Genomic DNA, 14,332 nt, shown 5'->3' with positions numbered 1-14,332 from the left:
GTAAGTATTCAAAATAGTTTCAAATACTTACTTTATATTTCAAAATAAGTTCAACTTAAAACTTATTACTTATAACTCAGAACTATATTTTATAATTCGAAATCTAAACTAACTCCTAATTTTTTTGCAATTATAGAGTTAACTCGATTTGAGATTTGTGGAATTTGTACATGTCGCAAAGCGTCTGCAGCAAAGGCATACAATAACATTGCTTTCGCTTCTTTCTTTGGAATACCACGTTGTTGCATATAGAACAAAGATTCTTCTTCTAATTGTCCAACTGTACATCCGTGCGAACATTTTACATCATCAGCAAAAATCTCTAATTGAGGTTTTGTATTAATTGAAGCTCCATCAGATAATAAAACATTATTATTTTGTTGGAATGCATTCAATTTTTGCGCTTCTTTGTGAACATAGATTTTACCATTGAAAACTCCTTGCGCTTTCTCATCATAAATTCCTTTGTACAATTCGTGCGACTCACAATTCGGGAAATTATGCTCCACAAATGTATGATGATCGATATGTTGTTTTCCATCAATCACCGTAATTCCGTCCATTACAGAGTTACAATTTTCTCCATTTTGGAAGAAATTCAAATTGTTACGTACAATTTTTCCTCCAAAAGCAAACGTAAATACATTGGCACGAGAATCTCTTTCTTGATTGATGTATGTATTATCAACTAAAGAAGCATCGTTAGAATCATTTTGGAATTTGTACCAATGAATCTCAGAATTACGTCCAACATTCACCTCCGAAACAACATTTGTTAAGTTTGCTTTTTCGTCTAATGTTTGATGTCTTTCGATAATTTGAACTTGCGCATTATCTCCAACTACAACCAAATTACGTGGTTGATACATCGCTTCTTGAGAAGCTCCTGTTGAGAAATAAACAATCTGAATTGGCTTAGATAAAATTACATTATTTGGAACATAAATGTAAGCTCCATCTTTTGCAAAAGCTGTATTTAAAGCAACTAAACTTTCACCTTTTTTCGCAATTTTTCCGTAATAATTCTCAATTACAGCTTGATGAGTTGTTTTATGCATTGCGCTTGACAAGACACAAATATCAGCTTCATCATGTGTTGTATTTGACAAAAACGAAGAATATTTTCCATTAATGAATACGATTGTGTACGTATCGATATCATTAATCAAATATTTCTTGATGTCTTTGTACTCAATTGCAACTTCGTCTTCTGGGAACAATTTGTAATCCACCTTCAACAAAGGAGCAAGATTTGTATATTTCCATTCTTCGTCTTTACGTGTCGGAAAACCTTTTTGATTAAAGATTTCGATGGCTTCTTGACGTAAACCTTCGATTTCTTTATTCACTTTGTTTTTTTCGTTGAACACTAAATGACGAGAAACTAAATTTTCTTTTAAATCAATCATTTTAGATATTGTATTAATGTATTATGTAAGAAGTAAAAAGTACTTTGGACTTAATACATTTTACATTTTACAAAATGTTTAGATTCCTGCTTCTTCTTTTACCCAGTCGTAACCTTTTGCTTCTAATTCTAAAGCTAATTCTTTACCACCAGATTTAATGATTTTTCCGTCTGCTAAAACGTGTACAAAATCAGGAACGATATAGTCTAATAAACGTTGGTAGTGTGTAATTACTAACACTCCATTGTTTTCATTTTTGAATTCGTTTACACCATCCGCAACAATACGTAAAGCATCAATATCTAAACCAGAATCAGTTTCATCTAAGATGGCTAATTTTGGGTTTAACATTAACATTTGGAAAATTTCGTTACGTTTTTTCTCACCTCCAGAGAAACCTTCGTTAAGCGAACGAGATAAGAAATCTTTTTTGATTCCTAATAATTCAGCTTTTGCACGAATTTCTTTCAACATTTCAGAAGCTCCCATTTCTTCTAAACCTTGCGCTTTACGCGTTTCGTTGATAGAAGTTTTGATGAAGTTTGTTACAGAAACTCCAGGAATTTCGATTGGATATTGGAAAGACATAAAAATTCCTTTTTGTGCTCTTTCTTCTGGTGCTAATTCTAAGATTGATTCATTATCAAACTCGATATCACCATCGGTTACTTCGTAATCTTCTTTACCTGTAATAACGTTAGATAAAGTTGATTTTCCTGCACCATTAGGTCCCATAATCGCGTGAACTTCACCTGGATTAATTTGAAGGTTTAAACCTTTTAAAATTTCGCGCTCTTCGATACGAGCATGTAAGTCTTTTATATTTAATAACATAATCTAATTTGTAAATTAGTTAATGTGATAATTCTTTAATTATCTTGATTTTGATGTACTTATAATTTTATTCACAATTTTAGAAATGTTTACCAATTTATCAGATAAACTTTCTGTATTTGGATAATTTTTAGATAATTGACATAATTCTAACCAATACTTGGTTTCATCAATTTCTTTTGCTGCAATCTTAAACTTGTGAATAAAATCATTCAAGCTTTCAGCGTTTTGAGCTTCTCTAATATTTGCTCCTATTGAAGTTCCTGATTTTAATAATTGATTTGAAATAACAAATTTCTTATCCAATTCAAGTTCTTCACAATATTCTATAATTAATAGTGAAAATTCTAAAGTTAATTTTAAAATGATATTATCTTTTTCCATCATTAACTCATTAACAAATTATCACATCAACTCATTATTAATAACTATCCTACAGAACCTTCTAATGAGATTTCTAATAATTTTTTCGCTTCAACGGCAAACTCCATTGGTAATTTGTCTAATACTTCGCGGCTAAATCCGTTTACGATTAATGCAATCGCTTTTTCAGTATCGATACCACGTTGATTACAATAGAACAATTGATCTTCACCAATTTTAGAAGTTGTTGCTTCGTGTTCTAATTGAGCCGATTTATTTTCGATTTCGATGTAAGGGAAAGTATGCGCACCACACTCGTTACCCATCAACAATGAATCACATTGAGAGAAGTTACGTGCTCCTTCAGCGTTTTTCATCACTTTCACCAAACCACGGTAAGAGTTTTGAGATTTACCAGCAGAAATACCTTTCGAAATAATTGTCGATTTCGTATTCTTACCGATGTGAATCATTTTTGTTCCTGTATCCGCTTGTTGATAATTATTTGTTACCGCAATTGAGTAAAACTCACCTACCGAATTATCTCCTTTTAAGATACAAGATGGATATTTCCATGTTACCGCAGAACCTGTTTCAACTTGCGTCCACGATACTTTTGCATTTTTCTCGCAAACTGCACGTTTTGTTACAAAGTTGAAAACTCCACCTTTTCCTTTATCATCACCAGGATACCAGTTTTGTACAGTAGAATATTTGATCTCAGCATCATCCATAATGATTAACTCAACCACAGCAGCGTGTAATTGGTTTTCATCACGCATTGGCGCTGTACAACCTTCTAAATACGAAACATAAGCACCTTCGTCCGCAATTAATAAAGTACGCTCAAACTGTCCTGTTCCTGCAGAGTTGATACGGAAATACGTTGATAATTCCATTGGACAACGAACACCTTTTGGAATATAACAGAATGATCCGTCCGAGAAAACTGCCGAGTTTAAAGCTGCATAAAAGTTATCTGTTGGCGGAACTACTTTACCAATGTATTTTTTCACCAATTCTGGATGTTCTTTAATTGCTTCCGAAATTGACATAAAAATAATTCCTTTTTCTGCTAATGTTTCGCGGAAAGTTGTTTTTACTGAAACTGAATCAAAAACCACATCAATCGCAACTCCAGACAAACGTTTTTGTTCATCTAAAGAAATTCCTAATTTCTCGAAAGTTTTTAATAATTCAGGATCAACTTCGTCTAAACTTGCTAATTCTTTCTTTGGTTTTGGAGCTGCATAATACTGAATAGCCTGAAAATCTGGCTTTTCGTAAGTTACGTTTGCCCATTCTGGTTCTTCCATTTTAACCCAAGCGCGGTAAGCTTCCAAACGCCATTCCGTCATCCACTCAGGCTCCTCTTTTTTGGCTGAAATAGCACGCACGATATCTTCATTCAATCCAACTGGGAATTCTTCATATTCCATTTCAGTCGTCCAACCAAACTCATATTGCTTTTGGCTAGCAAGATCTTCACGTAGATCGTCTTCTGTATATTTTGTGTTACTCATCTTATTATTTATAAAATGTATAGGTAAAATTAAACTGTAAAGGTTGCTGTTTATTAGCTTTATTTCCTAAAAATTTGAATTCTTTTAATCGTTGATTTTGATCTAAAATCACCTCAAATTGTGGTTGATTATTTTTCGAAATCTGATATTTATTTTGAGCAATTAATTTAATTTCTGACAAAGGTCCTTCTACCAAATTAATTCTTTCTGTTTTTGGTGCAACATCTGGCGTATATTCTTTTATTTTGAATGGCACCTTAAATGTCGAATTGCTATAACAAATCTTATTTATGTCTTGACCTAATGATTTTGTAATTCTACAATCGTGCATTAATCGGTCTTCAAAACCAATTTTCTGCTCCATATAGGTTTTCTTCAACATCACATCTCCTTCTAACCAAATGATATCAAAAAGTTTATTTCCGTTTTTGACATACATATTTTCTTGGTTGTAAAAGAATTGATTTGTTTTTACTTCACTTCCTTTTCTTGCAATCGTTTCGGCAGAAATTACACCATCTTTATACGTATAATTTACTTTAGTTGGCGTTGCAACCTCATCTGTCAATTCAAAATCAAGAAGATTTCCTGTCGCATCATAATTTGCTTTGTACGCAACTTTTTTGTTTGATGCATTGGTAATGGTAATTGTTTTGATTTTTGATTCGTCTAAGTCTAACGCTTTTATAAAAGGTTTTACATTAAACAAACCGAAAAACATATGTTCTGAATAAGCTTTATTCAACTTTTTTGAAGATTCTGTTGGTTGAAAAACCATCAAATCTTTTTCTACAATTGTATTTTGTCCAAAAGCGACAAAACCAATCAAAAACGTAACGAATAAAGCTATTTTTTTCATCTTAAACTGCAAAACTTTCTCCACAACCACACGTGCGAGATGCATTTGGATTATTGAACACGAAACCTTTTCCATTCAACCCTCCTGAATATTCTAATGTCATTCCAACAAGGTATAAGAATGATTTTTTGTCAACCAAAATTCTTACACCATTGTCGTCAAACAATTTGTCTTCTGCACTTTGTTCTTTCGTAAACTCTAAATTATAGTTTAAACCTGAACATCCTCCACTCGTAACTCCTACGCGAACAAAAGATTCTTCTATAGAAGTTCCTTCTTCTTGTAAAAGTGATATTATTTTATTTTTTGCTGATTCTGAAACCTTAATCATTTGATTCTAATTTTATATTGCAAAGATACTTATTTAAAATGACTTCAAATAATGAACGATATAAATATTAACAATCGCTTAAGTTATATTATTTATCGCCAACTTACAATTTGATCAAATTACTTCAATCCCAATTTGTTTCGCGTACGTTTCAATACTTTTTGTGCAACATCTCTTGCTTTCAATGCACCATTTTCTAAAAATGCATCCAAAGTCACTTTATCATTCATCAACTCATCAAATTTAGTACGCGCATCAGCATATTTCTCTAAAATTAATTCGTATAAAGTCTGTTTTGCATGACCATATCCGTAACCTCCATTCAAATAATTTTGACGCATTTCCTCTACTTGTTCTGGCGTTGCCAATAATTTGTATAAAGCAAAAACATTGTCTGTATCTGGATTTTTAGGATCTTCTAATGGAGTTGAATCCGTTTCAATCGACATTACTTGCTTGCGCAATTGTTTCTCTGGTAAGAAAATATTGATAAAATTATTTCTTGATTTAGACATTTTGTTTCCATCAGTTCCTGGAATCAACATAATATTTTCATCAATTGCAGCTTGTGGTAAAACAAAAGTTTCTCCCATTTGGTGATTGAATTTTTCGGCAACACTACGTGTAATTTCTAAATGTTGCAATTGATCTTTCCCAACAGGTACAACTTCAGCATCATACAATAAAATATCCGCAGCCATCAAAATTGGATACGTAAATAATCCTGCATTTACATCTGCTAAATAATCTGCTTTATCTTTGAAAGAATGCGCTAAAGTAAGACGTTGAAATGGAAAGAAGTTCAATAAATACCATGTTAATTCTGTTGTTTCAGTCACATCAGATTGACGGTAAAAAACTACTTTCGAAGGATCTAAACCTAATGCCAGCCAAGTTGCAGCCACTTCGTACGTATTTTGTTTTAACACTTCCGCATCTTTAATTTGCGTTAAAGCGTGTAAATCAGCAATAAAAATGAAAGAGTCATTTCCTTCTTTCTCCGTTAATTCGATTGCTGGAGAAATTGCTCCTAAAATATTTCCTAAGTGCGGAGTTCCAGTAGCTTGAACTCCTGTAAGTATTCTTGGCATTTGTTTTAAAATTTAAGAAGCAAAGATAAACTTAATCAACGAAATGCACCAATTGTAACGAGAAGTTTATTTGAATTAATTGACAAGAATGACGAAAAACATATGGATGCACTAAAAAAGCTTTCCAATTTGTCGAAATGGCCAAGAAATTGTGCGACTTAATTTTCTTAAAATAGTTGGAGATTTATAATAACTTACAACTGCAGCACCTAAAACAATATCTCCTGTTTCAGTTTTTATATTCTGACATATAGAAGAATTTGTAAAAGTGAATTCTTTAATTCCATAGCTATCATATTCTAAAGTATAAAAATCTTGATTAATCGGAACCTTTATTTTAAACTCACCATTTTCATTTGTATATACAATATTTTTCGAATTTTTAAGATTTACTGGAATATCATATTCTGGAAAACCATTACCATCATTAATAATTCCTTGCACTACAATCGAATCATTTTCTGTTTGTGCTTTTGTGATAGTTGAAAAGCTTAAAAATCCAACTAAAGAAGAAAGTTGTAACCATCTTTTGGATTGATTAGAAATAGATTTTGAAGCTTCGTATGAATTAAATTGTTCTAAATTTCTGGTTTTAATTTTTACACAAGCGGTAGGATTATCATTCAGAAAAGTTTTTAATTCTTTGAACGAATAATGGTCCAAATTGTGAACACATTTAGAACAAACATCACAAAACTTTTGTTGTGACTCCGCATCCTTCATTTCGTTCCAATTCTGATTGCATTTTTTATCAATTTGTAGCTGCATAAAAATCTACTTTTCAATAAAATTAAACTTTTTTCGAAAATTTTTCAAACCTCAACCAACCTTTTTGCAAAAAGATGAATCTATAAAGAAAAAAGATTCATTAACCTTAAATTATATTGATATGAGTAACAAAGCTTTTTTAGACATTCTTTTCGAAAACCGAAACAAAGAATATGGTGCGTACCAACTAAGACAAGTTGCAAACCACGATTTGATGAAATCTCTTTTTGTTGGGATTGGTATTGTTGCATTAATTACTGGTGGAACTATTTATGCAAATAATAAAACAATGAATAATGAAATAACAAAAAAAGATGATGGTGTAATTGTTATTTTAGATAATGTGACTCCTCCTGATAAAAAAATAGAAGAAGTAACTCCTCCAAAAGAAGATCCACCGATGGAAGAAAAAACAATTCAATTAAAAACAGATCAGGCGAAACATATTATTCCAACTCCAACAGAAAGTCCAAAAGTTGAAGAAACTATAAAATCTGTTGACGAACTAAAAGGAAAAGATTTAGGCGTTTTTAATAGAAATGGTGATAAATCTAATGGACAAGTTGGTGGTGGAGAAGTAAGTGACGAAGGAAATAAAGTAGGTAAACAAAATACGGACATTCCAGAAGGTCCAAAAACTCCAGAACCTAAAAAACCTGATGTTGCAATTTCAGCGAAAAATGCTGCAGTAATGGCAATTTATCCTGGTTGTGAAAGTGAGAGCAAAAAAGGAAATGCAGCTTTAACAAAATGTATGAGTGATAAAATCTCGAAAGAGTTAGGTGGAGAATTAAGTGATTTTGCCGAAACTGCTTCTCGAAATAATATTGGTTCAGCGGTTGCAAAAATGCAATTTATTGTAAACAAAAATGGAGAAATTTCACAAGTAAAACCGTTAAGTGGAAGTAATCAAGATTTAGGCAAAGAAGCTAAATCTGCGTTGGAGCGTATCAATAAACAAATTCTAAGAAAAGGTAAAAAAATAACGCCTGCAAAATTAGAAGATGGTTCGGATGCAAATTTAATCTTTTCAATTCCTGTTAGATTTCAAACAAACGAATAATTAATAATACTTTTCTTTCTGAAACCATTGCATTCATTTTTTTGAGTGTGATGGTTTCTATTGTTTAAGAAATTGAATATCTATTCAGAAAAAGTTCTTTTAAATGTATATTTGTCGCATAAAATTTAAGTTTTAAGTCAATCTTAACACAATAAAATTGTAACTTCGTTGCGAATTATGAATAAGAATATTGTTTACGGATTGATTGGTTTCGGTTATTTTTTGATCGGAATTTTTACTTGGAAATATCAGTTTTTCATCATCAAATTAGATGAAATAAAAGCGATGTTATTGGGTATTTTATTTATTGTTTATGGCGCTTTTCGTGTTTATCGCGGTATAAAATCTTATAAAAATGATCAAAAAAATTAGTTTACTTTCACTTTCGGCCTTTCTTATTTTTTCCACTTTTAGTTGTAAAGACAAAGAAAAACAGACAAAAGCTGAACAAAAAACTGCTGTAAAACGCGCTTTACACGAATACGGAGATTTGGCAATGACGGTAGATCCAAGCTTTAAGAATTTGGCGCAATCGTTAGCAAATATGTATATGGTTGATTATCCAGATGTAAAAATTACGATTAACGAAGAGATTGAAGAAAAAGCTATCAAAGATTTTTATGAAGGGAAGATTCCTATTTTGATGGTAAGTAAGCCTTTAACAAAAGCTCAACAACAACATTTATTCAATAAAACAACAACAAAATATATTTCTTCTGTAATTGCATTAGACGCAACAGTTTTTATTACCTCTGTTGATAATTCAATCAACTCTATCTCGATGAATGATATTAAGGATAATTTGTATAAAAATGATCCGAAAATAACATTTGTTTACGATCATCCAAACTCTGCCAATTACAATACAATAAATGATAAATTAAAATTATCTGTAGAAAATGGCGCAAAAGTAACAGCTATGGGCGATGCAGAAAAAGTGATTGATTTTGTACAAAAAGATAAAACTGCAATCGGAATTATTGGATTGAATATTTTAAGTGATAAAGGAAATCCGAAAGTTGAAGAATATCTTAAAAAGGTAAAAATATTATCAATTGCAGATGATAAAGGAAATTTAGCATTGCCAACTATTCCGAATTTGAAATATGGTGTTTATCCTTTTTATCGTCAAATTTATATTTTGAAAAATGAAGTTGGTTTCGGAATTGGAGCTGGTTTCACAAGGTTTGCAGGTTCGCAACGTGGACAAAAAATTGTAACACGCGAAAGTCTTCAACCTTATTATATTTATAAACGTGAAGTTCAAATTAATAATCTAGAACAACCCTTACAATAAAAACAGAAAACCTTCCGAAATGGAAGGTTTTTTTTGGTTATTTTCTATTATCTATCTCTTTTCTTAATTCTATTATATGTTTGAAATTAGACAGATCTTCTTCATTCAAACTATACCATTCAATCCAATCTATACGCATTGTTGTGTCATATTCTCCTAACAAAGCATCAAGTAAAATATAAATTGTATTTTGCATTTGTCCACTACCATCAAAATTCTTGATGTATAAATCTATTCCATATAAACCTTCATTTATAGACGATTTATAATACAAATCATCATAAGATATTTCATAATCATTGTAACGAATCCCTAAATTATCATTACCAATTCTTTGGCGAAAAGCAATAATATTCCAATTTTTGAATTTCGGAGATTGTTTAACTAGTTTTTCAACTGATACAAAACTCTCTTTTAAACCATCAGCCGAAATCGTAAATTCTCTTTTCCCATTTTCTAATATTGGACTTGAATTAAAAGCTAAATTTGAATCAACCTTTACTAATTCATTTCTAATCTTATCATACAATTCTAATTGTAATTCTTTGCTATCTATATTATCATAAATGTATTTTTCATTTTTTTTAAACCAATTCCAAAAATTAGTTTCTGGACTTGACTTACAAAAACTAAAAGATGAACAACCAACAATAAATAGGACTAAAAGTAAAATTTTATTCATTATTCATAATATTAATCAAATCTTGCTCCCCAAGGGTTTTGCAAATCGAAACCTAAACTAAATAACATTCCGTTCTTGCGACCATCAACTTGATAATCTGATAAACCAATATCGTAGGAAATTCCAGCTTTTAAAGAACCAACTTTAAACTTTAGGATTGGTGAAACAAACAACGGATTGCTATTTTTAGAATCCATTCCTTGCTTGTACCCTACTCCAATATCAACGCCTTGATTATTGTCTCCAAAACCAATATGCGACATCAAGTTTATATCCAAATGACGCTCCGAATTCGAGTTCAAATTATACACCAAAGAAGGTTCTAACGCAATTCCTTCGGAAACGTTCCATTTATATCCAACATTGAAATAATACCACGTTGGCAAAGGCTCTACATTGTTCACATAATACACATTTTGGCTTAACGGAATATCCAAAACCGACACTCCAGCGGAGAAACCAGCATATTTGAAAGATAATCCCAAATTCGCAAAATATGTAGAATATTTATCTTCTTGTAAAGCAGGGTCATTCGGATCTTCTGCGATAATTTTTGAATAATCAAAACGTTGCGAAACATTAGAAGCACCAACACCGAAAGAGAAAACATTGATTTCATCTCCATCATAACTTCTATCATCAATAGGAATGTGATATGCTGCATTAATTCCGAAACCAGTCATTTTAACTGCCCCATTTCTATCGTTGAAAAATTGCATTCCCAACGCCAAACGATCTACAATAATTCCGTGAGCACTTACCGTTTGTGTACTTGGACTTTCAGGTAAATCGTCCCACTGATTGCGATGCGTTCCTGTTATAGAAATCACATTCGGGTCTTGTCCTGCGTACGAAGGATTAATTAACATTTTATCACTCACCAAATAGTGATTATAAAACGGTAACCCTTGTTGTGCTTCTACTTTATAAAGTGAGAATAGAGTTAATATGAATAGTGTTATTTTTTTCATAAATATGTTTCAATCAATTAATTGATTTTTCGTTTAACTAATATACTACCAGAATATAAAACTTGCAAATCATCTGATTGCTTCGAGAATTCTAACAAATACCAATATGTCCCATCTGCAACAGGTTTACCATTTAGCGTTCCGTCCCATTTTATAATATCTGTTCCTTCTTGTGTCAATATCTGTTTTCCGTAACGGTCAAAAATAATCAATTTGTACGAATTTGATGTATTGGTAACTTTACCATCTTTTGTCATTGGTTGCCAAATATCATTAAAACCATCATTATTTGGTGTTACAACATTTGGTAAAGCAAGGTAAATAACATTTTTAAGCTCCGAAACTCCACAATTATTCAATCTTACTCTTACTGTAAAATTATTATTTTTGATATTATCTGGAATAATTAATTCATTCTTTGTTTGCCAATCTACAATTACTTTTCCATCAGAATCAAACAACGCATATTCTAACTTTCCATTTCCTTTTGCAGAAACAATTATACTTTTTTCGTTGATTGTAATTTTATCAATTGTAGGCAATACTGAAAGAGAAACAACTAACGTTTTAACAATAGAACAACCCGATAATTTATCTTCAATTGTAATTTTATAATTACCTGCATCAAGCTCAAAAATATATGTTCCTAAAATTCTAGTTCCATCTTCTTTTTCTACCTCATAATAATACTTATCGTAATCTGTTTGAGTTGTAAAATCTAACTTATATTTTTCTCCTGTACACAATGGATCTGGATTTTCAACCTCGATATTAGGTAAAGAATTTTTCTTGTAGTTTAATTTTAAGGTAATCACACCACAATAGTCCAAATTATAAAAATCAACATCTACTGAACCTTGATTAGAATTAAATTGATCAAAAATTTGATCTTTTGTTTTAGAACTTGTTAAAGAATAATTAGTTTGAATGTAATCTAAAATTGCTTGAATTTGAGTTTTCGCATCATCGTTTTCACCTTCACAAAAAACAATTGGATTCGCTTTTGTATAACTTTCTAATGAAGGAACATCAACAATTAAATCTTGTTTTTTATTGACCGTTAATTCTACAGCTGTTAAACAAATCTCTCTTAATGTATTTTTAAATTCAATTGGAATATTCAAAGAAGTATTTCCTCCAAAATTCAATATTCTTTGGATAGAATTTCCTTGAATATATTCTGTTCCATCAATAAATATTTTGTAATCAAAAACATTTAGTCCGAAATTATTTTTTAATAAATCATCATCAATTGTTAATGTTTCTCCTTCGCAAAACACACCTGAAAATGTTGCAGATACAACATTTGGTTGATTAACTGTTTTTACAATTAAATACATATCTTCTGAAAAACAGCTTTCACCAACTTTTTTTATTTTAAAACTTAATGTTTGATTAGAATTTGCATTAACATTAACTGGTAAAAATGGTGTTCCATCTAAATTAAAAATATCAAAATCTGTAATGTTTGAAATTCCAAATTTATCTTTAATATGTTCTTTTATTTCATCTATATCAAAAGTATAATTTTGTGTCACACCTAAACAAACAGGATTGAATAAAACTTCAAAAGGTTTTGTAGGAATAGAAGAATCATTTAACGTAATTTTCAACGGAGCTGTAGATTCACAAAAACCAGCTTTATTTCCTGTAATTGATAAATTAAAACTTGTTTGTGTTCTATTGTTGTAAATCTCATTATACAAATTTTGAAGTTGTGATTCAATATAACTTGTACCATTATAAACCAAATTTATAGTAACTAAATTATCATTCTTTTTTACATTATTGATGATTAATTCAAATTCAGAAAAAGAAAAATCACTTCGGCAAAAAGTTAAAGTCAAATTATCCAAATCTACATTTGTTTTTTTTCTTAACTGTAAACTCTACAATATTACTTGTACAAGATGCATCAGAACGATCTTCAATCTGAACATTAAACTTAGCTTCATTCCCAATAAAATTATAAGGTGTTGTTGGCATATTCACTAAACGATAAATAGTTGAGTCAACTCCTAAAGCAGTTAAAATTTCAGCTTCTGATAAAATTTCAGTATTACAAACTTCTGCAAATTTTCCAGAAGGTAAAATAGGATTTGAGTTAATTAGCTTAAATTCAACTTCTCTTGAAAATAAATCTATAGAACAGAACTCAGCACCAATATATTTTAATTTGATTCTATAATTATTAGAATTATTTAAAGGAATATTTCCATTAACAATTGCGTCATCAACATATACTTCATAATCTGCATATTTAGAGGAATTAATAGATGGAGATATTCTACTAATTAAATCCTCTTTTAAAAAAGTTATTGACGTAGCACAATATTGTTCTGTTTTGTTTTGAACTGTATAAATCAACTCTGGAATAAATTTGAATTTTATAGATTTATAGATATAAACTAATTTATTAGAATTATCATAAACTCTGGCATACAAAATTTGTTCTATTCCGTTAATATAGCTGATATTATCATTTGTAGATGTATTATCTGGTTTATAAAATTCTATATTCCCAACATTTATACTTGGGTCTGAAACTCTAATATCATTTATAATTTTGGTCTTCACATCTGATAATAAATAATCATCTGTATAACAATGGTTATCAAAAACAAGATTATCTACTGTTTTAGCTCCACTAATTGTTAACTCTAAAATTGGATTATCTGTACCATAAATTGCTATTACAATAATTTCTCCTTCTTTTAACTTACTTCCATTTTCAAAAGCACTTACAAAACCATCTGTAGAATTTGATATACAATCATTTAATTTACCACCCTTTAAACCCTTCTCTTTTGTTATGTTACTATAAACAGCTCTAATTGGATTTATAGTTGTATATTCATTAGAACTTGAACCTGTTCTTACAAAAATATCATTAGGATTCGAATTTTTCGAAAGTCTCCATAACATAAAATGGAATTTATCAATATTTCCTTTCAATGTAAATTCAAAATCCATATCATTCGGTGCTACGTAATAATAAAAATTATAATAGCCAGTTGTATGGAACTCACAATTCATTAAACGTGGAACAAAAGAATTTACACTTTCGTTAGGTAATGTTATTCCAGAAGTTACTATATCATTAATTTTATTTATTAAAGGATGTGTAATCTTCCCTAAAAA

The 14,332-nt window shown here is 30.3% G+C and carries 15 protein-coding genes; 3 read left to right on the top strand and 12 right to left on the bottom strand.

The window, feature by feature from the left end; all coding sequences use genetic code 11:
- Positions 1-89 precede the first annotated feature (89 nt).
- From sufD to B3M86_RS04855, 8 genes are all read right to left on the bottom strand, one after another.
- Positions 90-1,409: a Fe-S cluster assembly protein SufD gene (sufD, locus tag B3M86_RS04890; protein ID WP_219035198.1), complete on the bottom strand. Its 1,320-nt coding sequence runs from the start codon at positions 1,407-1,409 to the stop codon at positions 90-92.
- 78 nt (positions 1,410-1,487) lie between these two features.
- Positions 1,488-2,243, bottom strand: a complete 756-nt coding sequence (gene sufC / locus B3M86_RS04885) for a Fe-S cluster assembly ATPase SufC (RefSeq protein WP_219035199.1) — start codon at positions 2,241-2,243, stop codon at positions 1,488-1,490.
- Between the two features lie 39 nt (positions 2,244-2,282).
- On the bottom strand, positions 2,283-2,627 hold the full coding sequence (locus B3M86_RS04880; RefSeq protein WP_219035200.1) for a four helix bundle protein: 345 nt from the start codon (positions 2,625-2,627) through the stop codon (positions 2,283-2,285).
- Positions 2,628-2,671: 44 nt separating this feature from the next.
- Entirely contained in the window at positions 2,672-4,129 is a 1,458-nt protein-coding gene (gene sufB, locus B3M86_RS04875; RefSeq protein ID WP_114999857.1) for a Fe-S cluster assembly protein SufB, read from the bottom strand.
- Between the two features lie 4 nt (positions 4,130-4,133).
- The gene (locus B3M86_RS04870) at positions 4,134-4,988 is read right to left on the bottom strand and encodes a hypothetical protein (protein WP_291047515.1); all 855 of its coding nucleotides are present in this window, start codon (positions 4,986-4,988) and stop codon (positions 4,134-4,136) included.
- Between the two features lies 1 nt (position 4,989).
- Complete coding sequence (locus B3M86_RS04865) at positions 4,990-5,319, bottom strand: HesB/IscA family protein (RefSeq protein ID WP_291047513.1); 330 nt, start codon at positions 5,317-5,319, stop codon at positions 4,990-4,992.
- Positions 5,320-5,438: 119 nt separating this feature from the next.
- Positions 5,439-6,410 carry a tryptophan--tRNA ligase gene (trpS, locus tag B3M86_RS04860; RefSeq protein WP_286495867.1) on the bottom strand — a complete coding sequence of 324 codons (972 nt, stop codon included), beginning with the start codon at positions 6,408-6,410 and terminating at the stop codon, positions 5,439-5,441.
- Between the two features lie 111 nt (positions 6,411-6,521).
- Entirely contained in the window at positions 6,522-7,178 is a 657-nt protein-coding gene (locus B3M86_RS04855; RefSeq protein WP_286495869.1) for a hypothetical protein, read from the bottom strand.
- Positions 7,179-7,299: 121 nt separating this feature from the next.
- Between B3M86_RS04855 and B3M86_RS04850 the strand changes: the two genes are divergently transcribed.
- The 3 genes from B3M86_RS04850 to B3M86_RS04840 all read left to right on the top strand — a co-directional run bounded on the left by B3M86_RS04850 (position 7,300) and on the right by B3M86_RS04840 (position 9,538).
- Positions 7,300-8,241: an energy transducer TonB gene (locus B3M86_RS04850; RefSeq protein ID WP_219035203.1), complete on the top strand. Its 942-nt coding sequence runs from the start codon at positions 7,300-7,302 to the stop codon at positions 8,239-8,241.
- Positions 8,242-8,418: 177 nt separating this feature from the next.
- The gene (locus B3M86_RS04845) at positions 8,419-8,613 is read left to right on the top strand and encodes a C4-dicarboxylate ABC transporter (protein ID WP_135834486.1); all 195 of its coding nucleotides are present in this window, start codon (positions 8,419-8,421) and stop codon (positions 8,611-8,613) included.
- Positions 8,597-9,538: a PstS family phosphate ABC transporter substrate-binding protein gene (locus tag B3M86_RS04840; protein WP_135834485.1), complete on the top strand. Its 942-nt coding sequence runs from the start codon at positions 8,597-8,599 to the stop codon at positions 9,536-9,538. The genes B3M86_RS04845 and B3M86_RS04840 overlap by 17 nt, the downstream gene beginning before the upstream one ends.
- 37 nt (positions 9,539-9,575) lie before the next feature.
- On the opposite strand, the gene B3M86_RS04835 is transcribed toward B3M86_RS04840, so the two are convergent.
- The 4 genes from B3M86_RS04835 to B3M86_RS04820 all read right to left on the bottom strand — a co-directional run.
- The gene (locus B3M86_RS04835) at positions 9,576-10,220 is read right to left on the bottom strand and encodes a hypothetical protein (RefSeq protein ID WP_219035206.1); all 645 of its coding nucleotides are present in this window, start codon (positions 10,218-10,220) and stop codon (positions 9,576-9,578) included.
- Positions 10,221-10,231: 11 nt separating this feature from the next.
- Positions 10,232-11,191 carry a PorP/SprF family type IX secretion system membrane protein gene (locus B3M86_RS04830; RefSeq protein ID WP_219035207.1) on the bottom strand — a complete coding sequence of 320 codons (960 nt, stop codon included), beginning with the start codon at positions 11,189-11,191 and terminating at the stop codon, positions 10,232-10,234.
- A gap of 17 nt (positions 11,192-11,208) precedes the next feature.
- A complete protein-coding gene (locus B3M86_RS04825) occupies positions 11,209-13,047 on the bottom strand; it encodes a T9SS type B sorting domain-containing protein (protein WP_291069210.1) in 1,839 nt (612 codons plus the stop codon).
- The coding region (locus B3M86_RS04820; protein ID WP_291047508.1) for a hypothetical protein at positions 13,040-14,332 on the bottom strand (1,293 nt) is incomplete at its 5' end. The genes B3M86_RS04820 and B3M86_RS04825, both read right to left, overlap by 8 nt.

It is taken from the genome of Empedobacter sp. UBA6305, assembly GCF_002440405.1.
Lineage (GTDB): Bacteria > Bacteroidota > Bacteroidia > Flavobacteriales > Weeksellaceae > Empedobacter > Empedobacter falsenii_B.
Note: the sequence above shows the minus strand (reverse complement) of the source record. Positions and strands in the feature narration are given on the sequence as shown.